We start from the raw sequence: 26,483 nt of genomic DNA on the forward strand, positions 1-26,483 counted from the left end.
CTTTGTAGACCGATTTTACTGTTCGAAAATAATAAATAAAAATAACTGGAGATGGCAAAAACGAAGATATTGTTTATTACTCACGAGATGTCGCCTTTCCTCGAATTAACCAAAATTTCTGAAATTACACGTCAACTGCCTCAAGCGATGCAAGAGAAGGGTTTTGAAATCCGTATCTTAATGCCTCGTTTTGGGAATATCAATGAGCGTAGAAATAGATTGCATGAGGTGATTCGTCTTTCAGGCTTGAACATTGTTGTGGATAATAATGATAATCCGCTAATTATTAAAGTAGCTTCACTGCCTGCAGCTCGGATGCAGGTGTATTTCTTGGATAACGAGGACTACTTTCAGCGTAAAAAAGTTTTTAGTGATGAGCATGGCGAATTCTTTGCAGACAATAATGAGCGTTCGGTGTTCTTCTGTAAAGGAGCGTTGGAAACTGTTAAGAAATTAGGCTGGTCGCCCGATGTAGTACACTGTCATGGCTGGTTCTCTGCTTTGGTGCCTGCTTACGTGAAAACAACGTATAAGGATGATCCTACATTTAAGGATGCAAAAGTGATGTATTCTTTGTTTAACGAAGAATTTAAAGGTACATTGGGTTCAAAGTATGCTGAAATGGCGCCAGAAGGTGCTTTTAAAGCTGAAGATGCGCAAGTGTATGGCGATGGTAGCTATGAGGCAATCTATAAAGGTGCATTGCATTTTACGGATATGGTTGTCGTAGCTGATGAAAATGTCAATACTGAGATTGTTGATTTCGCTAGATCCAAAGATATTCAGGTTTTTGAACCTAACGGTGATCAGGACTATGATGCTTTTGGCGAGGTGTATGATCAGTTTGCGCCTGAAGAAGTGGAAGCATAGACCCTTTTCTTGAGGATCTGCGTAAAACAAACAGACAATAAATTATTAGAAAGGGCTATTTCCAATGAAATAGTCCTTTTGTTTTTTCTGAATTGTCTGTTTTTACTGATTCGTATTTTTTTATTGAATTATCAATGAGCTTGTTACGATCGGTTTATTGGCCAAAAAAATCTTCAGTCGATTTTCATGACTGATAGTGTTTGTGAAAGCATGAAGATTTTGTTTGTCAATACATTTATTTACTACATCGTATTCTTACAGGGGTACAATGCCTGATAATAAAACTCCATTTCAAAATATCGGCACTAAAATGGTATCTTCGTAGCAATGAATCGTCATAAGCGTAAAATAGTCCTGAGGTAATAATAGCTTATGGTAAGGTGTGTTATTGTTACAGGAAAAACGGCGCAGAACGAGCTTATTTATTACGTTGAAAAGCGTATTCTCATAATATAATTATAATAATGAAGATTAAGGTAGGATTTGGGTTTGATGTTCATCAGATAAAAGAAGGACACCCATTTATTGTTGGTGGTGTGCAGTTGGAACATCATGCCGGAGCTTTTGGCCATTCAGATGCCGATGTCTTGGTGCATGCTATCTGTGACGCTATTTTGGGCGCAGCAAACTTAGAGGATATCGGGTACCATTTTCCCAATACAGATATGCGTTGGAAAGGGATTAGTAGCTTGCTGTTGTTGAAAGAGTGTATGGGTTTGATTCAGGCCAAAGGATACCAGCTCGGTAATATTGATGCCATGCTTTGCCTTGAAGCTCCCAAGATCAAACCTTATATTCCTCAAATGAAGATCAAATTAGCTGAAGTGACCGGTCTAGATATAGATGATATTTCTATTAAGGCAACGACCAACGAGACAATGGGTTTCATTGGTCGGCAAGAGGGGGTTGTCGCCTATGCTGTCTGTTTAATTGAACGGGTTTAATGTCGGATAGGCAAACATTTTCATGTTTTAATGCACACTTTTGAATGAATTAGTAATACCTTTGCCATGAAGCATTCTTTGGCACACTATCTGATAGAGTGGACATTAAAATCATATTGAAGTCTATATAAAAGCGAATAGCGTAATATCCAATTAGAAAAGATACACACGGATCAAAAAACTGGATATTCCACGTAGCTTAAAAAAAACAAAATGCAGCACATTCATAAATGCCAATGAAAACAAGCATAAATGAATAATATTTGCACATGAAATTTAGTAAATAGATGAAGCGAGTATCAAAAAAAAATCAACTTACTGAAGGCGATATTAAACGATATACGTTCAATTTTTGGAAGGTCATCATTGGCATTGTAGCCCTTGGATTCCTATTTATATTGAGTATACGTCTTGGGTTATTCGGGAAATTACCTTCGTTTAGCGATTTGGAAAATCCAAAAAGCAATTTAGCCTCTGAAGTCATTACTGATGATCATAAAGTATTAGGGACTTATTATGTACAGAATAGGTCGAATGTTAAATACAGTGAATTATCTCCATATCTGGTTAAAGCGCTCGTATCTACAGAGGATAAGCGGTTTTATGACCATTCAGGAATAGATTATTCCCGTACGTTTACGGTTATCTTCCATACCCTGACTGGCAATAAACAGGGGGGGAGTACAATAACGCAACAGTTGGCGCTTAATCTTTTTTCTGACGGCCGTCAGAAAAACTTTCTAAAACGTATCATTCAGAAATTTCAAGAGTGGGTGACGGCTGTTCGTCTGGAAAGAAATTATACCAAGGACGAAATCGTTACGATGTATTTTAATACAGTGGATTTTGGTGCATACAATACGTTTGGGATAAAATCTGCTGCGCGGACCTATTTCAATACCACTCCAGATAAGCTGACTGCTGATCAGGCTGCACTCTTGGTCGGGATGCTGAAAGGCCCTGGTGCCTATTCGCCGGTGAGATTTCCTGAGAAATCAAAAATACGTCGTAATACGGTTTTAAATAATATGGTGGCCGCCAATTTTATTTCGGCAGAAGAAGCTTCTAATGCGAAGGAGAAACCACTCGGACTAGAACTCAAGATCGCAAACTATGGTGAAGGATTAGGTCCTTATTTCAGGGCGGTATTAAAAGACCAGATTAAGAAAGAATTTGCTAATCTTAAGATTGTCAGAGCTGACGGTACACCTTATGACTTAGATCGTGATGGATTAAAAATCTATACGACTATCAATATGTCCATGCAACAGTATGCTGAGGATGCGCAGAAAGAATGGATGAAGCAGCTACAATCGAAGTTTTCGGCACAGTGGAAAAATAGGGATCCGTTCAAAGGTGATAAAGCGAAGTTGTTGATCAGTGGAATGAAACGTTCTGATCGTTACCGTATCTTGCGTGAGGAGGGTTTAAATGAGGATGAGATCAAAAAAGCCTTTAATGTGAAGGTTCCGATGAATATTTTTACCTGGAAAGGCAGCAAGGATACCATGATGACACCAATGGATTCCATTAAGTACAACAAGTTGATGCTAAGGAATGCGATGATGTCCATGGAGCCCAAAACAGGACATATTAAAGCTTGGGTGGGCGGTATTGATTTTGACCATTTCAAATATGATCAGGTTAAAATGGGGACACGCCAAGTCGGGTCTACAGCTAAGCCGTTTACTTATGCGGTAGCTATTGATAATGGTTATTCACCTTGTTATAGCATTCCCAACTACCAGCAAACTTACAATGGTTGGACACCAAGAGGAAATGCACAGGGAGGAAATCCGATTACTTTAGCGAAGGCATTAGCTTATTCACAAAACTTTGCAACAGCTTACCTTGTACATGAAGTAGGAGCGGCGGAGGTCGCTGCATTGACCAAACGTATGGGAATAACGAGCGACGTGCCGAACTACCCTTCTATTTCCTTAGGGGCATACGAAGCGTCTGTTTTTGATATGGTTGGCGCTTATTCTGCTTTCGTTAACCAGGGAACCTGGATAGAACCGACAGCCATTTTACGTATTGAAGATAAAAATGGGACACCTATCTATGATAAGGCGCCGAAAGTAGTGAAAGCCTTGAATAGCGAATCTGCTTATATTATTGTTGATATGCTGAAAAAAGTGGTATCTCAGGGTACTGCTCGACGTATTCAGTGGAAATATAACCTCACCAATCCGATCGGAGGTAAAACGGGTACAACCAATGATAACTCCGATGCCTGGTTTATTGGTATTACACCAGAACTGGTCACCGGTGTGTGGACTGGTGCGGAAGATCGGGGGATCAGTTTTGACCGGATGGAATATGGGCAGGGAGCTGCTGCAGCTATGCCAGTTTTTGCTTTCTTTATGCAAAAGGTCTATAAAGATTCAAATTTAAAATATACAAAAGGTGATTTCGAACAGCCTCAGGGTGGACTGACCCGTGTCATTGACTGTAACCAGTATTGGGGCGGTGGTGGCTCTGATGTCGAAGATGGATCCACAGACTCAAGCGGCAAGGAAGATCCGAAACTAAAGGATGATCGCTTGGGATTTTAATTTTCAGTATTGAGTGGATAGAATTGAGCATTGAGATTCTGGCTGCACAAGCCTGCGGCTTCCAAGCTGTCTTCACTTTCTTGTTTTGACTTTTCAGATCTGAGTATGGAGACTTTGGTTATACAAGCTTGTTTTTCGAAGATTAAAGAATAAGTGCTCTAGTTCGATAAGCCTAAGGCTTAGAGGCTGTATCCGTTTTTTACTTTTTAATTTTAAAGTTTTGACATTTGACTATAGAGAAGAATTAAAGAAGATACCTCATCGACCGGGAGTCTATCAATATTTTGATAAACATGATGAATTGATCTATATCGGTAAGGCGAAAGACCTTCGTAACCGAGTGGGATCTTATTTTGTCAATGAAAATCAATTGAACGGAAAGACCCGTGTTTTAGTCCGTAAGATCAACCGTATTTCTTTTACTATAGTAGATACCGAAATTGACGCTTGGTTGCTTGAGAATTCATTAATCAAGAAACATAAGCCAAAATACAATGTCATGCTCAAAGATGATAAGACCTATCCATGGATTGTCATCAAGAACGAACCCTTTCCTCGTGTTTTTTGGACCAGGCAATACATTAAGGACGGCTCCCGTTATTATGGGCCGTATCCTTCTGTCAGTATGATGCATATCGTACTGGATCTGATCCGTGAGTTATTTCCACTTCGGACATGTAACCTTGCGCTTACGCAGGAGAATATCCGAAAGGGAAAATTTAAGATTTGTCTTGAATATCAGATCGGGAATTGTAAAGGGCCTTGTGAGGGCTATCAGTCTGAGGAAGATTATGATCAAAATTTGAGCGATATTAAGGATATTTTAAATGGTAAGATTTCTGTCGTCACCAATAGGTTAAAGGAAGGTATCGCAGCAGCTGCTGCTGCACTGGATTTTGAACGAGCACAATTTATTAAAGCTAAACTCGATAAACTGGATAATTATCAGAGTAAATCGACTGTAGTTAATTCTTCGATTACCAATGTGGATGTATTTAGTATTGCCTCGGATGATGGGTATGCCTTTGTAAATTATCTAAAGGTAATGAATGGTGTTATTATTCAGACACAGACCCTGGAAATGAAGCGCCGTTTGGACGAGAGCGAGCAGGAATTGCTATCACTGGCGATACCTGAAATACGTGAACGGTTCAAAAGTCTGTCGCGGGAGATTATTGTTCCGTTTGAACTGGATATCGAAGAAAATGAGCGGATACGTTTTACGATTCCAAAATTGGGCGAGAAGAAAAAGCTGTTGGAACTGTCCCAGAAAAATGTGGCTTTTTTCAGAAAGGAACGGCTGTTGCAATATGAAAAACTGAATCCGGATATTCGTACGGAACGTATTTTAAAACAGATGCAGAAGGATCTTCGGATGAATGTGTTGCCACAGCATATCGAATGTTTTGATAACTCCAATATCCAGGGAAATTATCCTGTATCAGCTATCGTGGTATTTAAAGATGCAAAGCCTTCCAAAAAAGATTATAGACATTTTAATGTGAAAACAGTGGAGGGGCCAAATGATTTTGCGACCATGGAGGAGGCTGTTTTTAGACGTTATAAGAGATTATTGGACGAAGATCAGTCATTACCTCAATTGATTATTATCGACGGCGGTAAGGGACAATTAGGTGCCGCATTGAAGAGTTTACGTTTATTAGGGATAGAACGTAAGGTGACGGTTATCGGTATTGCTAAACGATTGGAAGAACTTTTCTATCCTGGGGACCAATATCCGCTGTATTTAGATAAGAAATCGGAAACCTTAAAAATAATCCAGCATCTGCGTGACGAGGCTCACCGCTTTGGGATCACTTTTCACCGTAATCAGCGTAGCCGAAAGACCTTTGTCTCTGAGCTGGAAAATATTCCGGGGATCGGAAAGACAACGGTGGAGAAAGTATTGACTGAATTTAAATCGGTAAAAAGGGTGAAAGAAGCTTCAGATGAGGATCTAAAAAAAGTGCTTAATCTGAAACAGATTAAAGCACTTCGTGTATATTTTAGTGAAACGAGCTTATCGAGCTAAGACTTGCACAACCAAGGCTCAATACTCAATTCTAATATCTCAATACTCGATTAATCGTCGTAGCCAAAACGTTTGAGGTAGTTCTTTTTGCTTCTCCAATCAGGGATTACCTTAACGAAGAGTTCCAAGAAGACCTTTCCGTTTATAAATTCTTCTATATCCTGACGGGCATAGGTGCCGACTTTCTTAATCATAGCACCAGCTTTTCCTATAATAATGTTTTTCTGTGAATCACGTTCAACAATAATCTCTGCAGCAATGCGGGTGATATTTGCTTCCTCTTTGTAGGATGTAACAATTACTTCGGTACTGTAGGGGATTTCTTTATCATATAATTTGAATACTTTCTCGCGGATCATCTCAGAGACAAAGAAGCGCATGGACTTGTCTGTCAGTTCATCTTTTTCGTAGTAAGCTTCGTGGATCGGCAACTTATCTTTGATGTACTGCATGACAGCCGCAACATTATGATCCAACTTGGCTGAAATAGCGAAGATGGTATCTGGATTTAGTTTTTCTTGCCAGAACTCGATTTTGGCTTTTACTTCTTCTTCAGAAGATTTATCAATTTTGTTGATCAGGACAGCTACTGGAGAGTTTGTCTTACGAAGTTTTTCCAATACGTCATTCTCATCGTATTTCTCGTGGATATCAGTCACAAATAAAATAATGTCCGCATCAATAAGCGATCCCTGGACAAAGTTCATCATTGATTCCTGTAGAGAATAGTTTGGTTTGATGACGCCCGGTGTGTCGGAAAACACAATTTGATGGTCTTCATCGTTTACAATACCGATAATGCGGTGTCTTGTCGTTTGCGCTTTAGGTGTGATGATAGACATCTTTTCACCTACTAAAGCGTTCATTAGGGTGGACTTACCAGCATTTGGCTTTCCGATGATACTTACGAATCCTGCTTTATGTGACATTTTTCTAAATTTTATTAGGATTACAAAGAAACAAAATATATCTTTGTACTCCAATTCGGAAGGATCATAATCTTGTTTTTTCAAAAGAAAAAAGCAATTTTGTTCAAAAATATATTGCGGGGTGGAGCAGTTGGTAGCTCGTCGGGCTCATAACCCGAAGGTCACTAGTTCGAGTCTGGTCCCCGCTACTAAAGGAAAGAGCTGGTTTGCAATGACCGGTTCTTTTTAAAGAAATTAAAAATACATTGCGGGGTGGAGCAGTTGGTAGCTCGTCGGGCTCATAACCCGAAGGTCACTAGTTCGAGTCTGGTCCCCGCTACTAAAGGAAAGAGCCGGTTTGCAATGACCGGTTCTTTTTAAAGAAACTAAAAATACATTGCGGGGTGGAGCAGTTGGTAGCTCGTCGGGCTCATAACCCGAAGGTCACTAGTTCGAGTCTGGTCCCCGCTACTAAAGAGAGAGCCGGTTTGCAATGACCGGTTCTTTTTAAAGAAATTAAAAATACATTGCGGGGTGGAGCAGTTGGTAGCTCGTCGGGCTCATAACCCGAAGGTCACTAGTTCGAGTCTGGTCCCCGCTACTAAAGAGAGAGCCGGTTTGCAATGATCGGTTCTTTTTAAAGAAATTAAAAATACATTGCGGGGTGGAGCAGTTGGTAGCTCGTCGGGCTCATAACCCGAAGGTCACTAGTTCGAGTCTGGTCCCCGCTACTAAAAGAAAAAGCCGAGGTGTAAACCTTGGCTTTTCTGGTTTTTATACCTCGCTCATATTAATATTCAGAAATAAAATATAGAACGAATCAACGCCAAAATAGACGTATTCCAAAGTATTATTTTTTGTTTACCTTAAATCCTAGTATTATTTATTGTACCTCATGATGTTAAATATGTCGTGAATTTACTGGTTCATAAATCCAGTTGTACTGGTTAGGAAGACCAGTAAAAAAATATCGCTACAATTGGATGGTTATGCAATCGTTTGTTTGAAATAGCGCAATCGATTTCGTTGTTTTAGAATTTTGATATCCCCATATCTTATTCTAGTTTTAGCATTCATGTACCTAAATTTTGATTAGCAAGCTAATCAATTTTTAAACTAACTATTAAATATTATGATTTCAAAGATTCTCGACAATCACAAGTTGAGTCTGTTATCATTAGCTTTACTCATAACAAGTACACATAACCCAGCTAATGCTAATGGTCTTAAATTTCCAGACCGTAATGTTCTGTTGAAAAATGCTGTTTTTCAGCAGAAAGTAAACGGAAAGGTACAGTCTGCAGACGGTCCGCTGGCGGGCGCAACGATTCGTGTTAAAGGTACCTCACGTTCTACTTCGGCTGGAGCAGATGGTAGTTTTAACATTGAAGCTAAGAACGGGGATGTTTTAGTGATCAATAGTATCGGTTACAAGTCACAGGAAGTGACGGTAACAGGTGTGGTGGTCAATATCAACATGGAGTCCAATAGCGAGGCGCTTGAAGAGGTTGTTATTGTTGGTTACGGAACACAACAGAAAAAGGAGAGTTTGACCGGGGCACTTCAGGCAGTTAAGGGAAATAAGTTGCGTGATGTCACTACACCTTCTGTGGAAAACATGTTGAATGGCAAAGCTGCCGGGGTATATGTTGCACCAGGAGCCGGTAAACCGGGATCTAATGGTGGTGTGGTCATCCGTGGACAAGCAACAATAAGTGGAACAACAAGCCCTTTATGGGTAATTGATGGTGTTATTGTTGGAAGTAGTCCCGGGGATATCAATCCAGATGATATCGAATCATTAACAATTCTGAAAGACGCGGCTTCGACATCCATTTATGGTTCGCAAGGCGCAAATGGTGTGGTTGTTGTGACGACGAAAAATCCTACTGCATCCAAGACAAGTATCAGCTTCTCTACAAAAATGGGGGTCAATCAATTGACCAATGGGAATGTGGAAATGATGGATGGAGCAGAACTTTACGACTATTTCTCGTCGTTTACAAACCCTGCGGATATCAAATTTTCACGTTGGAATCCGGAATTGCGTAATAGTAACTTTGACTGGTGGAAACTTGCAACGAAGACAGGTTTTGTCCAAAACCATAATCTTTCTATTCAGGGAGGTACAGAAAAGTTACAATCCTTTTTGTCATTAGGTTATTATAATGAAGCTGGAGCTGTAAAAGGCTATGATTACGACCGTTATAATTTCAGATTACGTACGAATTACAAGCCGTTCGATTGGCTGACCATAAAACCTTCGATTGTCGGTTCGAGACGTGCTGTTGATGATCGTCAGTATAGTGTAAATGCAATGTATTCTAATCTGCCATGGGATAGTCCTTATGATGCCAATGGGAATTTGGTTCCACATCGCTACAGTGGCTGGGTAAATAATGCGAGCACGAATTACCTATACGACCTTCAATGGAATAAGTCTGCCAATACAAACTACGAGTTTATGGGGAATTTGGACTTTGATATTAAATTGACCGATTGGTTAACTTTCTCTTCGGTGAATAATTATAGATATAACAGTTATTCCGCTAGTGGATATGAAGATCCTCGTTCGAATGGTGGTGAAAGTGTTATCGGTCGTATTACAGATTACCGGATGGAATTTGCGCGACGTTATACCAATCAGATCTTACGTTTCAATAAGTCCTGGGACAAACATAGCTTAAATGGATTGGCCGCTTATGAATTTAATGATTACTGGTCAAAAACCCTCGATGCATACGGTACGGGCATTGTGAATGGATTTGAAGTGTTGGATGTTGTCGCGAAGCCTGAGCGTACAAAAGGTGGAATTTCTGAATGGGCAGTACAATCTTTTTTATCTAATGCAAACTATGCCTATGACAATAAGTATTTAGCCCAAGTGTCTTTCCGTCGTGACGGTGCGTCTAATTTTGGTACAAATGCAAAATATGGTAATTTCTTTTCGGTAAGTGGTGGATGGAATATCAATAAAGAGAGTTGGTTTAATATTGATTGGGTAGATAATTTAAAATTAAGGGCTGCCTATGGTTCTGTAGGTAACAGGCCAAGTTCTCTGTATCCACAATATAATCTTTATTCTGTTTCAGGTTCCTCAAGCTATAATGGTATCCCCGGTGCTTTAATCAGCCAGATCGGCAATAAAGATCTTACATGGGAGAAAACATATACAACAGGTTTCGGATTGGATGCTGCTTTATTTAAAAATAGGTTAAGATTAAATGTCGATTATTACGATAAAAAGACTGATAATGTGCTTTACCAGGTTCCGATTAGTGGTTTAACTGGTGTGACTTCGATTTGGAAGAACATTGGGAAGATGCAAAATAGAGGAATTGAGTTGACTATTGGTGGTGATATCGTTCGGAATGAAGATTGGCACTGGAGCATGGATGTCAATTTAAGTCACAATGTTAATAAATTGACTGAATTATTTGCGACAAAGGATGCTAACGGTAATTTGGTCTCCAAGCCAATTATCGCTAGTGATGGGCTTGGTATTGCTGGATCTGCAGACCGATTATTATTGCCGGGATTGCCTGTAGATACTTATTATTTGGTAGAGTGGGCTGGTGTGAATACTGATGATGGACGACCAATGTGGTATAAGTATACAACGGATGCAAATGGAAATGAAACAAAAACAACAACAAGTAACTATGCCGAGGGTACACTACAAAAAGCGGGTAAAGGAGCTGCAGATGTTTTTGGCGGTTTCAATACATCCTTGAGTTACAAACAATTTGATTTCAATGCAGTATTTGGTTTTTCATTAGGTGGTAAATTGTACAACTATGCTCGTCAGGAATTTGACTCAGATGGTACATATACTGATCGGAATCAAATGAAATTGCAAGATGGATGGAACCGTTGGGAGAAACCTGGAGATGTAGCCACTCATCCACGCGCAAAATATGATAACCAAGATGGGGGCAATAAACCTTCGACACGCTTTTTGGAAAGTAATGATTTCTTGAAATTGAGATCTTTGACCCTAGGGTATAATTTCGATTTGAAAAAATATAATGTCAAAAATCTGCGTGTGTTCTTAGCGGGGGAGAATTTGTTTACCATTACAAACTATTCAGGTGTAGATCCTGAGCTTCCATTAACTGAACCAGATGGTAAAGGATCCGGTGGCGCGATTGTGCGCTCTACAGGTCCTTCAGTTTATCCAATGGTCCGCAAATTCATGTTCGGTGCAAGTGTCACCTTTTAATTTTAATTTTAGATAGTCAATAATGAAAAAGATAATAATAGGACTATTGGTAGCGGCAGCTGTATCTTCTTGTGATATAGATCGATTACCTTATGGATCCATGGATTCTGATAATATTGCGAGTAATCCCGATGCAATGATCACAGGTACCTATGCACAATTGAAGGCTTGGTCTGATCCTATGCATCGTCTTGGTGAATATGCAGGGGATAATATGATGATCCGTGGTTCATCAACTGATGCATTTTATGAATTCATTTCTTATGCAAGAACGCCTAATAACTATCGTTTGCAAAACTTTTGGGATAGTGGCTACAAGGCAATAGCACAATCTTCCAATGTGATCAAGATGTTTGCAGAAGGTCAAAATGCTGAAATGGATAATAAATTGGGCGAATGTTATTACATCCGCGGTATGATGTATTTCTACCTTTGTCGGGCATTTGGAAAACCATATTACCAAAATCCGGAGACAAACTTAGGGGTTCCCATTGTAAATGGTACACCGGATGATGTTTTTAATGATCTGAACTTACCGGATCGTTCATCTGTGAAAGATACCTATGCGCAGGCAATCAATGACCTTAAAAAAGCAGAATCTTTAATGACGGTCAATAAAGGCGCTTCATATGCTTCTAAAGAAGCCGCACAAGCCATGCTTTCTCGCATCTATCTCTATATGAGTGGTACCTATAAAAGTCCTAACGCTGAATATGCGCGTCTTTCTTTGGAGTATGCCGACAAGGTAATTAATTCGGGCAAGTTTGTTTTGTTGGGACGTGAACAATTCATGAAATATAATACCTTCCGACCAGAGGATAATAAGGAGACTATATTTGCGATAAAACGTGTTGCTTCGGAGTTTTCGGGTGACGACCATTACTATGGTATTGGCGGTATGTATTCCAATATTGGCGGTATGGGTTGGGGAGAAATGTATGCCAGTGCAAAATACATTGACCTTCTGAATGAAACAGGGCGTAACGACTGGAGACCAAATCGTTATACGATTGTTGATGCTCGTGCGGCCTTTATAGAACCTACTTATTCACAGGATGATAAGGGGAATTATTCAACTGTAATCAGGTTTATCAAACAGGATGTGCCGGCTAAAGCTGGTGACCCTGTGACCCAAAGTTATGTCCAGATTCCTGTTGTTATTAACGGTAATTCAGTGATTGCGCGGGAGCAGGAAAAAGTTGGAAATGAAACGGTCATTAAAGAATATCCTTTGACGGCTATCGATGCCACTCAGCAGACCTATTCGATTATATATAAAGATGGGAAGACATATGGTGGGATGCTTGATTACTATATTTCATTAAATCGTGCGTACCCACAATTTTATATTGTGAAATGTTCACGTGAAGGAGAGGAGTCCCAATTGCATTCACCAGTAATTAGCCGGTTAGGTGAAATTTATCTCAATCGTGCCGAGGCTAATGCAAAATTAGGGAACTATGGCGCTGCTTTAACTGATTTGAATACCATAAGGAATCGCTCTATCATTAATGGCGGATATTCGGCTATTGATGCCAGCAATGCAAGTAAATTAATTGACAAAGAACGTCAATTGGAGCTAGCATATCAGGCTGAGCGTAGTTATGACGTGTTTCGGAATGGAGAGCCGTTGAAACGTGCATATCCAGGACCCCAAAAGCAATCGGAAGATATCGCTCCAACGGACTATCGCGTTATCTATTTTATTCCACAGAGTGCAATAAATTCTTACCCTGGTAAATTAACTCAGAATCCAACGTCTAACTAAACGAATATTCATAATTTAAACCCTATAAATGGCTTTACTTCACGGTAAAGCCATTTTTGTTTTTCTGTCTCCATAATCCCTTTTGAATCCGTATCTTTGTACCCTTAACGTGTAATTTAGCATAAAAGTGCCATCTGCTGTGATAGTGGGTGGATCAAATAAAATAAATATGGCAAATATTGTTGCAATTGTTGGTCGTCCCAATGTTGGTAAATCTACCTTATTCAATCGTCTTACAGAAAGTAGAAAAGCGATTGTTGATGACTTTAGCGGGGTGACGCGCGACCGTCATTATGAGACGGCGGAGTGGATCGGAAAGAAATTTACAGTAATCGATACAGGTGGTTTTGTCCATGGTTCGGATGATGTCTTTGAAGAAGCAATCCGTGATCAGGTTTATATCGCTATTGAAGAAGCGTCAGTCGTTATATTCATGGTAGATGTTACTACTGGTATTACTGACCTGGATGATGAAATCGCTGATATCCTTAGAAGAAGTTCCAAACCTGTATATGTGGTTGCCAACAAAGTTGACCATGCTAAATTGCATCATGAATCAGCCGAATTCTATGCTTTCGGTTTAGGTGAAGTATTTAATATATCTTCCGCTACCGGTTCTGGTACCGGAGAATTACTGGATGCTGTTGTATCGCATTTTGAAGAAGAGCAAGAGGAAGATGAAGCTTTACCGAAATATACGATCGTAGGACGCCCAAATGTAGGTAAATCTTCACTTACAAATGCCTTGATCGGTAAAGACCGTAATATTGTAACGCCGGTGGCAGGTACAACACGCGATTCTATTCGTATTCACTACAATCAATATGGACATAATTTCCTTTTGATTGATACAGCTGGTCTTCGCCGTAAGTCAAAAGTAAACGAAGATATAGAATTCTATTCAGTCATGCGTACCATCAAAGCCCTCGAGGATTCTGATGTGACGATTTTGATGTTGGATGCGCAGGATGGCCTAGAGGCTCAAGATGTGAATATCTTCAACCTGGCAGAAAAGAATCGCAAAGGTATTGTGATTGTCGTCAATAAATGGGATTTGATCGAAAAAGACAACAAGACCATGAAAGCTTTTGAAGACCGCATCCGGGAGAAAATTGCTCCATTTACTGATGTGCCGATTGTCTTTACTTCCGTAACTGAAAAACAACGTGTGCTAAAAGTATTGGAAGTGGCTGATAAGGTCTACGCCAACAAAACAAAAAAGATCCCGACATCGAAGTTGAATGAAGTGATGTTGGATATTATCGAGAATTATCCTCCACCCTCCCTAAAAGGAAAATATATCAAAATTAAATATGTGACACAATTGCCAGGAAGAACACCAATGTTTGCCTTCTTCTGTAATTTGCCACAATACATCAAAGATCCATATAAACGCTTTGTTGAAAATAAATTGCGTGAGCACTTTGACTTTACAGGCGTGCCTATTCAAATATATTTCAGACAAAAATAGATTTCCAAGCAGATAACAAACATGGACCATAATCTCTTTTTATACAATACGCTTTCGCGAACAAAAGAAAAATTCGAACCAATCCACCCCAACCTTGTTGGAATGTATGTCTGTGGACCTACCGTTTACAGTGATGTACATTTAGGTAACTGCCGAACTTTTGTTTCTTTTGATTTGATTTTTAGATATCTACGTCATTTGGGTTATAAAGTACGTTATGTACGGAATATTACAGATGCAGGGCATTTGGAGGGCGATCGTGACGAAGGAGATGACAAATTTGCGAAAAAGGCTAAATTGGAACAGCTGGAACCAATGGAAATCGTACAGAAATATACCATTGGTTTTCATGATGTTTTGCGTCTGTTTAATACTTTGCCTCCTAGCATCGAACCTACTGCGACAGGACATATTTCGGAGCAGATCGAAATGATTGAACAGATCATCAATAACGGCTATGCTTATGAGACAAATGGTACTGTCTATTTCGATGTGGAGAAATATGTACAACAGTATGATTATACCGTATTGACCAATCGTAAATTGGAAGATATGTTGAACAATACACGTGAGCTGAGTGGTCAGGATGAGAAAAAAGGTCGTTTGGATTTTGCACTGTGGATCAAAGCCAAGCCTGAAACGATTATGCGCTGGCCAGCTCCTTGGAGTGTAGGTTTTCCAGGGTGGCATATTGAATGTTCGGCGATGAGCAGGAAGTATTTAGGAGATCAGTTTGATATCCACGGTGGTGGAATGGATCTGGCTGCTACACACCATACTAACGAAATCGCGCAGTCCGAAGCATGTAATCATACTGCACCTGCCAAATATTGGATGCATACCAATATGTTGACGGTCAATGGTGCGCGGATGTCCAAATCTGCAGGTAATGGATTCTTACCAGGGGAATTGTTCACAGGTAACCATCCTTTGTTAAATAGAGGGTATTCGCCGATGGCCGTTCGTTTCTTTATGTTGCAGGCTCACTATAGAAGTACATTGGATTTTTCCAATGAAGCACTTGATGCAGCAGATAAAGGATATAAGCGCTTGATGAGTGCAATAGGACTCTTGGATAAACTAAAAGTTTCAAAGGGAGCTGATTCATTCAATCTGGCTGAGATCCGGAATAAATGTTATGCAGCGATGGATGATGATTTCAATAGTCCGGTTTTGATTGCCGAACTGTTTGAGCTGGTGCGGATCATCAATTCCATCTATGATGGCAAAGCAAAGGTATCAGAAGAGGGATTGGAAAAGCTAAAAGTTTTCATGAAGGAGTTTGTCGAAGACATCCTTGGACTGAGAAATGATCAGGCTTCTGGAACAGATGATATTGATGATGTCATGAATCTGGTGATCAGATTACGCAACGAAGCGAAGACAAATAAAGATTTTGTCACTTCGGATCGTATCCGTGATGAACTTAATGCAATTGGTATCCAACTGAAAGATAGTAAAGAAGGAACACTTTGGAATAAGATTTGATAGATAAAAGATCGAATTAAAAAAGAGGGAATAGAGGGGAATATTTATCGTTAGAAAGTCTAGATACTTTTGAAACCAGAGAATATTTCCTCTTGCCTTTAAAATAAAACCCGAGTGTAATGGGTTCATTTAAAATAATTAGGATGAACTCTGATAAATAATCATTTGCATATGAATTTTTGGAATAGGTTATCCATTGTCGCGTTAATGAGTACAGTAGGTACAACATTGTACGCACAGATACCCGAAAAAGTAGGAAGCTTACTGCAGGCAGATAAAGATGCTGCCGCATTAGCGAAAGCTTCTACACCGCATCAAGCGTTTTTATCTATTATCGACAAGGAATCCACATTTTATGTTCCTTCAGCGGTAAATGCATACAATTATCTTAATAATAGACCCAATATTCCAGATGTATTAAATTGGCAGCCTACTTTTGCTCTTGTCGCGAAGAGCTTGGAGTTTGGTGTAACATCTGGTTCCCTGGATTTTCAGAAAGTGGGAGCGAGGCTGCGTCATGGTGAGTATTTGACAGTTTGGAAACGTAACAAGAAAGGCAAATGGTTAGTCGATATTCGTGCCGAAGTAGAAAATAACGGTAAGGATGGTGAGTTTGACCTGGAATATATTGAACCAACTGATTCCTGGTACCTAAAACACCGCTCTAAAGTACGCCTGAATCAGCGGGAGGATATTGTCCTGGAAACAGATAAATTGATGTCTACTGTCCTTAAGGCCGACAATCCTACTGCTTATAAAGAATTTTTGAGTGAGGATGTTCGTTTTTTGTTTCCTTGGACCAGTCCAATGGAAGGAAAGGGCAAAATGATGGCTTATTTGAAGAAACAACGTATGACGATAGAAACAGTGCCGGAGGAGGTCAAACGTTCTTATAGCGGGGATTTTGCGTATACAAAGGGAACTGCAACTGTACGACAAAAAGATAAGGTCGTCAAGTATAATTATATTCGGGTATGGCAGTTAAGCGAATTAGCGAAGGATGATGTGAAGAAAGCGAACTGGAATATCCTGATAGAAATGATGTTTGAGAAATAAGTCGCGCGAGAGTGATTACCATAAATAAATAAGGCCTGAATATTTATATTCAGGCCTTATTTATTGCTAGGAAAAAGTCTTTTATTTCTTTCTCCATTTTGCTAGTTCATCACAGGCGTCAAAGTCATCACTGATATCAATGAATGTATTCTTCGCCTTATCGTCAAACCATTTGCTAAGGTTACGACGTACTTTATCTTCTTTCGCAGCATCTTTGATCTTTGTGAAATCCTGATCCAAATTTGCTTTATGTGGTGCGATACGGGTTTTTAAATAGTTGAAACGGTAACCAACATCTCCAGTTTTGTCTGTGAATTGCTCTGGTTTGGAATACTCCCCTGGCTTTAACGGGTCAATGGTTGTAAATACGGCCTTTTCCAATCCATCCATAGGAATTAAAGTTGTACGGTTGGATCCTTGAGGATTCAAGACCATACCTCCATTAAATTTGCTTTCTTCAGCATCGGAATTGTTGGTTGCAGCGTGATAAAAATCTAATTTCTTATCCACAACCAATTTGTAGATACTGTCCAGTTTATTTTTGGTTCGTTCCAATGCTGCAGCGCCCGGATTCATTTTCATCAAGATATGACGGGTATGCACCTCTTCTCCACGTCTTTCCAGTACCTGGATGATATGAAACCCGTATTTTGACTCTACAATAGGTGATATTTCTCCCGGTTTTAATTTAAACGCCATTGCGGAGAACTCTTTTACATAGTTATCACGTGTACCGAAGCCTAGGTCACCACCATAAGGTGCGGAGCCTGGATCTTGCGAGTACAGACGCGCCATTGTTCCGAAATCCGAACCATCGACAATCTGTTTGCGAATACCTTCGATTTTCTCCCGTTGTTCTTTTTTCTCTTCGTCAGTCAATTTCGGCATCATGACAATTTCACCGATTTCAACTTCCGTATTGAAATAAGGAAGACTATCTTTATTCAGTCCTTCAAAATAACGTTTTACTTCCAATGGCGTTACATCCACTTTCTGAACGATATTTTGTTGCATTTTATTTGCTTTCAGCTGTTCAAAAACACTTGCACGCATTTCTTCTTTGTATTGTAACAAAGAACGGTTCAGGAATTTCTCTAAGCGTTCTTGTCCACCAGCTTGTTGGGACATATGGCGTAAACGGGAATTTAAGTTGTCATCCACTTCTGTTTCCGTGACGTCAATCGAGTCAATTACCGCCTGTTGGGAAAGTAATTTCTGAATGATCAATTGCTCAAGAACACCACATTTAAACTTTTCATCGGGTTTATTCCCTTGCGCAAGCCATTGTGAATATTGCATGTCCAGATCGGATTGCAGAATAATTCCCGAACCAACCGTTGCCACTACTCGGTCAACAATCTGACGTTGTGCAAAGCTGGCCTGAATTGATACAAACAGCAACAAAAACAATATATATATGTTTTTTTTCATCTAAATAATATATTTCTAAACACTGATGAAACAATCATGAACAATTTTTAGATCCTGTACTGGTCATACAGATCCATGTCACGATGAAATCATCTAAATCACTAATAATCTCCCGATTCTATCATTCAATATATACTATTTTGAACAACAGCACAAAATTATCAGATTATATGAATTATTCGTATTTTTATTTAACAATATTTTTATAATCCCAATATTTCAAAAGGAGATTCTAGACTTGTTAAAATTGATTCGCTAAAAATACGGATTTGCCTATTAGAAAGGGCGGTTTTAACCTAATTTAACAAGTTTATCTGCAATAGTAATGACTTAGGAAGGTATCTTTATTTTTTGTGCTACGTAGCGAGCAACGGGGAAATTCGAACAATTATTTTTAATAAATTGTATACACATGAAAAAAGCTTTTATTTATCTGATGACATTCCTGCCTTTGGCTAGTTTTGCGCAACAGATTCCAATGTTTGTTGGAACCTATACGAACAAAACAGAAAGCAAAGGTATTTATATCTATAATTTCGATACAAAAACGGGTGAAGCCACCTTGGTCGGCACCCAAGAAAGTAAGGACCCTTCTTTCTTGGCTCGAAATAATAATTTTGTTTATGCTGTCAATGAACTTCCAAATCAGGAGGGTATGGTGTCTGCCTATTCTTTTAAGGATGGACAGCTGACTTTTCTGAACTCACTTCCTACGGGCGGGGAATCACCGTGTTTTGTTGAAGTGCATCCTAAAGGTAATCTATTGGCAGTAGCAAATTACACCGGCGGATCGGCGGCATTATTTGATCTAGAAACAAATGGTGTTTTGAGTAAAAGAAATCGACTGATTCAACATGAAGGTAAAGGTGTAGATCCAGTCCGTCAGGAGAAGCCACATGTACATTCAACTTTTTTTTCCAGTAAGGGCGATCGTTTATATGTGCAGGATCTGGGGTTAGATCAAATTTCTGTATTTCCTGTTAATAAATCCGGAAATGCATATGGTCTTGCTGAAGAATCTGAGGATTTCTTTACGCCCGCGGGTGGGGGGCCTCGTCATATTGCTTTTGATAAAAAGGAAAAATTTCTCTACGTCGTATTGGAAATGACCGGACAGGTTGCTAGCTATAAAAAGGAGGGTAATGACTGGATGTATCAGAGTACTTACGAAATCAACCCCGAGGGCTTCAAGGGACAAAATGGTGGGGCAGACATAAAAATTTCTGCTGATGGCAAATTTTTATACGCGACCAACCGCGGTGACGCAAATACAATAGCGACTTTCTCAGTGGAGAAAGACGGCGGATTAAATAAATTGTCCAACACATCGGTAAAGGGGAAAGGGCCGCGGAATTTTAATCTTTCTCCCGATGGAAAATACTTGCTTGTGGCGAATCAATATACCAATAATATCGTACTGTTTAATCGAGATACAAAGACTGGATTGCTGACAGATGCTGGTAAAGAAATCAAAGTTCCGGCTCCGGTCTGTATTATATTTTAGTCTTTCGAGTCAAGAACGAAGAGGCTCATCTATTGAAAAGGTCTTATACAATTAAGGCATCAAAACCTGGTTTTGATGCCTTAATTGTTTCTGATGAACTTCTGTTGATAGTACTATTTTTGCGAATATCAACAGAAGAGTCTAAAAATCTTCTTTCCTACAATCTAGTTGGCCTTCTTTTTCCAGGTCGTTTAAGATTGTCCCTTTCCAGGTCTTTACACGCTGTATGTAAGCGGCCCGTCCAATCATATGGGCGGCAACTGGTGCGGTCAAGATTAAAAAGAAACCAATTGCTATTGCTTTGGTCGTCACGGACACGTCAGGGAAGGTCATTGCGGCGCAGATCAATAGGAGACCGACTCCTAAGGTTGCTGCTTTTACAGTTACTGAAAGGCGTAAATAGAAATCGGGCATCCTTAATATGCCAATCGACGCAAATAATATGGCCAGTGCGCCAATGGTGCTTAAAATTGCTAAAGTAATATCAGTCATCATTGCGTTGTTTTTCTAAATAAAATGAAAAGGCTATAGTTCCTAGAAATGCGATCAGTGCCAAAATCATCGCAATATCTAAAAATACTTCTTGTGAAGTTCGTATACTATAGACTGTAATAATTCCAATTCCAATTGTGATAATGAGATCCAGGGCAATGACGCGATCAAAGATCTGTGGACCCTTGTATAAACGGATAAAAGCCAGAATAACCGATAAGGTTAATATCGGGAGGATAACATAATCGAAGTAAGTAGTTAAAGTCATCGTAAGAGTTCTAAAAGTCTTCGTTCAACATTGTTTTTTAGCGTGGAGACAAATTGTTCTTTGCTCTTCATGTACATGACATGGATAAAAAGAGTTTTCTTATCCTCACTCACATCCAAAATAAGCGTACCGGGTGTTAATGATATAAAAGTTGAAAGCAAATTGATCTCCAGATCTGTCTTAGCATCCATCGGGTACTTAACGATAGCTGGTTTAATAAAAAACTTTGGGGTGATCACATCATAAGCAACCTGCACATTAGCGACAATCATTTCCCATAAGAAAAATAGAATAAAACTCACCGTTTTGGGAACACGATAGAAATAACGTTGATCGGCTTCATTTTTGTTCATGATCCAAAGAATCGCGAAACCAAGTAAAAAACCGAACATGAAATTCGTATAATACATTGATCCTGTCAGTGCTACCCAAATAAAAGATAGCATAAGGTTCATTAAAAACTGTTTTATCATATCAATTCTGCCCTCCTAATACAGCATTTATATAAGGTGAAGTGTCCAGTAATTGTGTCGCTATCTTATCTGCAACATGTATAATGGCTTCTGCATTAAATCCGATATAAAGCGATGCCGAAGTTAATATAATGACGGGCAAGAGTAGCATCGTTTTTTTATAGCCTATCATTCCAGCAAATTTATCTTCGATGATCTCAGGCTCGGGAGCATCCTTCCAAAATACCTGGGACCACATTTTGGCAATAACATAGAGTGTAATAAAACTACCGATAATCAATGCTCCTGCGAAAGCATATTTTTCCAATTGAAAGGCATCTCTAAAAAGATAGATTTTGGGCCAGAAGCCCGATAAGGGCGGGATGCCGACCAGGGAAAAAAGTACGATTGCAAAAAGTAAAGAAATCTTTGGGTATTGCGCATATAGTCCCCCCAGCTTGTTCATATCCATAGTACCCCGAAGCTGACGAATAACACCTGCCATTAGGAACAAGTTGGTTTTTACCATAATATCATGAATAAGATAAAAAATAGCACCCAACAGCGCCCATTTGCTATATAAACCTAAACCACCAATCATAAAACCAATATGGCAAACAATCAAATAGGAAAATAACCTGCGGATATTGGTTTTAATCAATGCACCAAAGGCGCCCGTCAAAATGGTGAGTATCGCCAATATGACCAACAGTTCTTTGGTGAAATGGTTTGGAATAAACAATAAAGAGAATACCCTGAATAAGGCATAAATCCCAACTTTGGTCAATAGTCCTCCGAAAGTTGCGGCAACAGCTGAAGGCGGTGTATGATAGGAGGAGGGAAGCCAAAAATAAAGCGGGAATACAGCCGATTTGATTCCAAAGCCGATAAGGAAAAAGGTAGCTGTAATTTCAACGAGTGCCTGATTTTGTATCTTTGGGATACGTAGCGCAAGGTCAGCCATATTGAGGGAGCCCGAGATGCCATACAGGATACCGATTCCTGTCAAGAAAAAAGTGGAGGCCAATATATTCATGGCCATATATTTTACGGCACCTTCCAATTGCGATTTACGACCACCGAGCGTCATCAGCACAAAGGAAGAAATAATGATCACCTCAAACCAGACATAGAGATTGAAAATATCTCCGGTCAAAAATGCTCCATTTAATCCCATCATCAAGAAATGAAAAATAGGGAAATAGCCGTATAAAATGCGTTGTCTTCCAACGCCGACACAAGAAAAAATCGAAACTGCAAGTCCAGCAATTGAGGTGAGGACGACCAGGGTACTACTAAAAAGATCGGCGACAAAGACGATTCCAAATGGAGCTTTCCAATTGGCGGCATTCATGGTCAGGATTTCACCATCATAGACTTTGAAAAAAAGCTTAAATGCGAGAATAAGCGCCAAGAGGCTTCCACCGACGCTCAGAAAACGCTGCGCAGTAGACTTTCTCCAGAGTATTAGCTGGACAATAGCAATAAAAAGGTGCACGATAACCGTGGCAATAATCTGGTTGTCTATCATATATCTTCTTCCTCAGGCGTGTTCAAATTATCCAAATCATCTGTGCCCAGTAAAGCGTAAACGCGTTTAAGTAGTACAATAGCAAACGAAGTCAGTCCAAAACTGATAACGATTGCGGTTAAAATAAGGGCTTGTGGTATGGGATCGGCATAGATATCCGTAAATACCTTTAAGTCGGGACCGATTATTGGCGGCTTGCCTTTGACAATATTCCCCAACAAAAAGATCAATATATTGGTCCCATTTCCCAATAACATAATTCCTAATAACAGTTTCACCATGCTGCGACGCAGGATGAGGTATATTCCGGCAGCATATAGAATACCGATCAATAAAACGAGAATCAGTTCCATTATTCCTCCTCTGTATTTAAAGCAATTGTGAATAAAATAGTTAATACGACCCCAATGACGACAAAGTATACACCAAGATCAAAAAATAAAGCTGTGCCAATCATTCCAATGACAGGAATCTTTTCCTCCAACCAAAGTCCAGTCATGACCGGATAGCCAAAAAAAGTAGGCAGAAACATGCTCACAGCAGCAATTCCCAATCCGATGGGAATAAGGGATAAGGGTTTGTATTGAATGAGCTTCATGGTGTTTTGAGGGCCAAAAGCAAAACTATGCAGCACAAAGGCTATGGATGCAACCAAACCACCTACAAATCCTCCTCCGGGATAGTAATGCCCCCGAAGCAAGAGAAATACCGAAAACAATAAAAGTATCGGTAAGAGATACCGCGTTGCGGTTTGTAATATCGTGCTATTCATTTAGTATTGAGTAGTTAGATTTGAGTATTGAGATTTTGGTTGTGCAAGCCTGTGGCATTCCAACTGATTCTCTTTTTTTAATTAATTTTTAACCTTTTATTTTTATTCTTTATCAGATGATTTTAGACGTAATTTCAATAAACTGTACACTCCAAGTGCAGCGATGCTCAATACCACAATTTCAAACATGGTATCAAAACCTCTAAAGTCAACAAGCAGTACATTGACAACATTCTTTCCCTTGGCCAGTACGTATGCATAATCACCATAGAACTTACTGATATTTGTAGTTGTAGGTTCATGTAGCACACGTAAGGCAACCATAGATAGCATACTACCAAATATAATCGCGACCACTGCATCCCGAATGATGGTACGCCGGTTTGCCAAGTTTAAAAAAGAAGGCAATTTGAACAAGACCAATACAAATAGTACAACTGTTAGGGTGTCGATTGTAAATTGAGTCATTGCCAAATCTGGAGCGCTATAAAAAACAAAGATGAGACATATTGCATAGCCAACAACACTAGTTGCTACGACTGCGGTTAACCTAGATGAAGTTCGGATTGTTAATACGATAGCGCCGATCAGAATACATACTGTTGTCACTTCATAAAAGCTGATAGGGGACAAGGTATCCCATTTGATATGCAACGGACCACCTAGGTATAGCTGATAACCGATCAATAATTCCGCAAACAAGATGATTTTTAAAAGATATGAACGTAGGTAACCGTTGTGCATCTTGTTTGTGAAAAAAGCGGAGAATAGGACAATCTCCTGTGCACAGACCTTAGTAATGTTCTCTGGGGAAATTTTATCAAAAGTAGCAATCCATGCCAATTTCTTCCCACTTGGTTTGTTTGAAATAAATACAAGTGTTCCGACCACAATTGTTATGGCACTCAGTAAAAGTATCAGATTAAAACCATGCCATATTTTTAGATGAAAAACTTCCTGTTGAGCTAAGATACTATTTGCGGTTGGTCCGGAGATCCAGTTGCCAATAAAGCCAGGAATACAGCCGAATATGACCCCCAATACAGCCAGCAGCAACGGGGGAATCCACATGGATTTATAGGGCAGGTGCACATGGGCAAACTGTTCCGGTAATTTGCCGGCAAAGGGTTTTATTCCGGCCATAAATCCAGCAGATACGAGGAGGATGTTAGTGAGGACAGCAGCTGCTGTCAAATAAAAGAATAATTGTGAGTCACTTTGTAAAGTGGCGTCGTAGATCAGATCTTTTCCGATAAATCCAAAGGTCAAGGGGACTCCCGCACTTGACAATGCTGCTAGAAACCCTGCAATAGCAACAGGGGCTAGGACCTTGCGTAATCCGCGCAAGACAGTTAAGTCACGTGTTCCGGTTTCGTGGTCGATAATACCCGTAATTAGGAACAAAGCTGCTTTGTATAAAGCATGCACAAGGATAAAGACACTCGCTGCGATCACTGCTTCCTTGGATCCAAGACCGAGTAAGAAGACCAAGATCCCCAATGCGGATATCGTAGAATAGGCGAGTACCCCCTTGAGATCCGTTCTGAAAAGAGAATGAAATGCAGCATAGAGCATGGTAATACCACCGATGATCATAAGCGAATATGTCCAGATCGGGTTTCCACCCAAGATCGGTGAAAAGCGAGCCAGCAGGTATATACCTGCTTTTACCATGGTGGCTGAGTGCAAATATGCAGATACCGGTGTAGGGGCTTTCATTGCCCCAGGCAACCAAAAATGGAAAGGAAATTGTGCTGATTTTGTGATGGCACCAAGCGCTACCAATCCAAAAATAAGGGGAAAGAGTGGATGTTGTTGAATCAAAGCAACCTTGCCCACAAGTTCGGTGATATTATACGTACCAGCGATATTGCCCATTAATATAAAACCAGCAAGTAGAAAGAAACCGCCCAGGCCTGTAATGGATAGCGCGGTCATAGCACTCTTGCGGGAATCAGCGTTGTCATTGTTGAATCCAATTAGAAAAAAGGAACTAATAGATGTTAATTCCCAAAAAATAAAGAGCAATAGCATGTTGTCCGAAAGCACCAGACCCAACATGGCCGACATAAACAAACAGAGGTAGCCGAAAAAACGGTCGATGTATTTATGTCCCTTAAGATAGGTATTTGCATAAAAAAAGATGCAGGCTCCAATTCCGGTAATCAATAATGTAAAGAGCAGTGACAGACCATCTAATTTGAAATCCAGATTAATGCCTAGCGAGGGGACCCACGCTGTCGACTGTACAAAATAAGATCCCTGACTAATGGGTATCACAAGTTTTATATAATACAGAAATAAGAGTACCGGTAAAAATGCGAGAATAAAACCCCATTTGGTTTTAAGGAATCTACCAAACGGAACAATAAGGCTCGATGTTATTAATCCTGATAGAACAGTAAATAGCATTTAGTCTTTGTTTAAATTTTTTGAAAGTCTACAATATAGTAAAAAAACTCGAAAAACGGGAGATTTTTGCATGTTTTGCTTAGTATAAATACAAAAAACTGAGGTTTTGTTTTTGTTGAAGGGAAGGTTTATTTATGGATGAAAGTGGAGCGGTGGTGAAAATAGTATTTGGAAAGGGATGGTGTTAATTTGTTGATAGGTAGTGTTTTAAGTATTGTTCTTGCAATATATGTAATAAACATGTTAATAATTGTTAAAGTAAGATTAAAATTCTATCTTTACGCTAGACTAGTTTACTGAACTC

Annotated in this window: 19 protein-coding genes and 5 tRNA genes; 15 read left to right on the forward strand and 9 right to left on the reverse strand. The window is 39.6% G+C overall.

Features of this window, described 5'->3' with window-relative positions:
* Positions 1–51: 51 nt before the first annotated feature.
* The 4 genes from OGI71_RS22575 (at position 52) to uvrC (ending at position 6,404) form a co-directional block, all read left to right on the forward strand.
* Positions 52–870 carry a glycogen/starch synthase gene (locus OGI71_RS22575; protein ID WP_104383852.1) on the forward strand — a complete coding sequence of 273 codons (819 nt, stop codon included), beginning with the start codon at positions 52–54 and terminating at the stop codon, positions 868–870.
* 464 nt (positions 871–1,334) lie between these two features.
* On the forward strand, positions 1,335–1,814 hold the full coding sequence (gene ispF / locus OGI71_RS22580; protein WP_223581907.1) for a 2-C-methyl-D-erythritol 2,4-cyclodiphosphate synthase: 480 nt from the start codon (positions 1,335–1,337) through the stop codon (positions 1,812–1,814).
* Positions 1,815–2,101: 287 nt separating this feature from the next.
* Entirely contained in the window at positions 2,102–4,372 is a 2,271-nt protein-coding gene (locus tag OGI71_RS22585; RefSeq protein ID WP_282252138.1) for a transglycosylase domain-containing protein, read from the forward strand.
* 220 nt (positions 4,373–4,592) lie between these two features.
* Complete coding sequence (gene uvrC / locus OGI71_RS22590) at positions 4,593–6,404, forward strand: excinuclease ABC subunit UvrC (protein WP_282252139.1); 1,812 nt, start codon at positions 4,593–4,595, stop codon at positions 6,402–6,404.
* A 50-nt stretch (positions 6,405–6,454) separates the two neighbouring features.
* Here the strand turns inward: uvrC and era are convergent, their stop codons facing one another.
* Positions 6,455–7,333, reverse strand: a complete 879-nt coding sequence (gene era / locus OGI71_RS22595; RefSeq protein WP_120260533.1) for a GTPase Era — start codon at positions 7,331–7,333, stop codon at positions 6,455–6,457.
* Between the two features lie 115 nt (positions 7,334–7,448).
* On the opposite strand from era, the gene OGI71_RS22600 reads away from it, so the two are divergent.
* The 10 genes from OGI71_RS22600 to OGI71_RS22645 all read left to right on the forward strand — a co-directional run bounded on the left by OGI71_RS22600 (position 7,449) and on the right by OGI71_RS22645 (position 17,317).
* Positions 7,449–7,521 (forward strand) — tRNA-Met (locus OGI71_RS22600).
* Between the two features lie 58 nt (positions 7,522–7,579).
* Positions 7,580–7,652: transfer RNA gene (locus OGI71_RS22605), tRNA-Met, on the forward strand.
* A gap of 58 nt (positions 7,653–7,710) precedes the next feature.
* A tRNA-Met gene (locus OGI71_RS22610) sits at positions 7,711–7,783 on the forward strand.
* 57 nt (positions 7,784–7,840) lie between these two features.
* A tRNA-Met gene (locus tag OGI71_RS22615) sits at positions 7,841–7,913 on the forward strand.
* A gap of 57 nt (positions 7,914–7,970) precedes the next feature.
* Positions 7,971–8,043 (forward strand) — tRNA-Met (locus OGI71_RS22620).
* 401 nt (positions 8,044–8,444) lie between these two features.
* Entirely contained in the window at positions 8,445–11,534 is a 3,090-nt protein-coding gene (locus OGI71_RS22625) for a TonB-dependent receptor (RefSeq protein WP_282252140.1), read from the forward strand.
* 22 nt (positions 11,535–11,556) lie between these two features.
* On the forward strand, positions 11,557–13,302 hold the full coding sequence (locus OGI71_RS22630) for a RagB/SusD family nutrient uptake outer membrane protein (protein ID WP_282252141.1): 1,746 nt from the start codon (positions 11,557–11,559) through the stop codon (positions 13,300–13,302).
* Positions 13,303–13,471: 169 nt separating this feature from the next.
* Positions 13,472–14,773, forward strand: a complete 1,302-nt coding sequence (gene der, locus OGI71_RS22635; RefSeq protein WP_282252142.1) for a ribosome biogenesis GTPase Der — start codon at positions 13,472–13,474, stop codon at positions 14,771–14,773.
* Positions 14,774–14,794: 21 nt separating this feature from the next.
* On the forward strand, positions 14,795–16,261 hold the full coding sequence (gene cysS / locus OGI71_RS22640; RefSeq protein ID WP_282252144.1) for a cysteine--tRNA ligase: 1,467 nt from the start codon (positions 14,795–14,797) through the stop codon (positions 16,259–16,261).
* Between the two features lie 171 nt (positions 16,262–16,432).
* Positions 16,433–17,317, forward strand: a complete 885-nt coding sequence (locus OGI71_RS22645; protein WP_282252146.1) for a DUF4440 domain-containing protein — start codon at positions 16,433–16,435, stop codon at positions 17,315–17,317.
* A gap of 81 nt (positions 17,318–17,398) precedes the next feature.
* Here the strand turns inward: OGI71_RS22645 and OGI71_RS22650 are convergent, their stop codons facing one another.
* On the reverse strand, positions 17,399–18,748 hold the full coding sequence (locus OGI71_RS22650) for a peptidylprolyl isomerase (RefSeq protein WP_282252147.1): 1,350 nt from the start codon (positions 18,746–18,748) through the stop codon (positions 17,399–17,401).
* Between the two features lie 412 nt (positions 18,749–19,160).
* On the opposite strand from OGI71_RS22650, the gene OGI71_RS22655 reads away from it, so the two are divergent.
* Positions 19,161–20,252: a lactonase family protein gene (locus tag OGI71_RS22655; protein ID WP_282252148.1), complete on the forward strand. Its 1,092-nt coding sequence runs from the start codon at positions 19,161–19,163 to the stop codon at positions 20,250–20,252.
* Positions 20,253–20,393: 141 nt separating this feature from the next.
* Here the strand turns inward: OGI71_RS22655 and mnhG are convergent, their stop codons facing one another.
* The 7 genes from mnhG to OGI71_RS22690 all read right to left on the reverse strand — a co-directional run bounded on the left by mnhG (position 20,394) and on the right by OGI71_RS22690 (position 26,179).
* Positions 20,394–20,747 carry a monovalent cation/H(+) antiporter subunit G gene (gene mnhG, locus OGI71_RS22660; RefSeq protein WP_259180156.1) on the reverse strand — a complete coding sequence of 118 codons (354 nt, stop codon included), beginning with the start codon at positions 20,745–20,747 and terminating at the stop codon, positions 20,394–20,396.
* Positions 20,737–21,012: a monovalent cation/H+ antiporter complex subunit F gene (locus tag OGI71_RS22665; protein WP_259180157.1), complete on the reverse strand. Its 276-nt coding sequence runs from the start codon at positions 21,010–21,012 to the stop codon at positions 20,737–20,739. Before OGI71_RS22665 ends, mnhG begins: the two co-directional genes overlap by 11 nt.
* Entirely contained in the window at positions 21,009–21,467 is a 459-nt protein-coding gene (locus OGI71_RS22670) for a Na+/H+ antiporter subunit E (protein WP_223581930.1), read from the reverse strand. The genes OGI71_RS22665 and OGI71_RS22670 overlap by 4 nt, the downstream gene beginning before the upstream one ends.
* 19 nt (positions 21,468–21,486) lie before the next feature.
* The gene (locus tag OGI71_RS22675) at positions 21,487–22,995 is read right to left on the reverse strand and encodes a proton-conducting transporter membrane subunit (RefSeq protein WP_282252161.1); all 1,509 of its coding nucleotides are present in this window, start codon (positions 22,993–22,995) and stop codon (positions 21,487–21,489) included.
* Entirely contained in the window at positions 22,992–23,348 is a 357-nt protein-coding gene (locus tag OGI71_RS22680) for a Na+/H+ antiporter subunit C (RefSeq protein WP_077438800.1), read from the reverse strand. The genes OGI71_RS22675 and OGI71_RS22680 overlap by 4 nt, the downstream gene beginning before the upstream one ends.
* Entirely contained in the window at positions 23,348–23,767 is a 420-nt protein-coding gene (locus OGI71_RS22685) for a Na+/H+ antiporter subunit B (protein ID WP_172396330.1), read from the reverse strand. The genes OGI71_RS22680 and OGI71_RS22685 overlap by 1 nt, the downstream gene beginning before the upstream one ends.
* Before the next feature lie 102 nt (positions 23,768–23,869).
* On the reverse strand, positions 23,870–26,179 hold the full coding sequence (locus tag OGI71_RS22690; protein WP_282252165.1) for a putative monovalent cation/H+ antiporter subunit A: 2,310 nt from the start codon (positions 26,177–26,179) through the stop codon (positions 23,870–23,872).
* Positions 26,180–26,483 lie beyond the last annotated feature (304 nt).

Source organism: Sphingobacterium sp. ML3W, from assembly GCF_029542085.1.
Classification (GTDB): domain Bacteria; phylum Bacteroidota; class Bacteroidia; order Sphingobacteriales; family Sphingobacteriaceae; genus Sphingobacterium.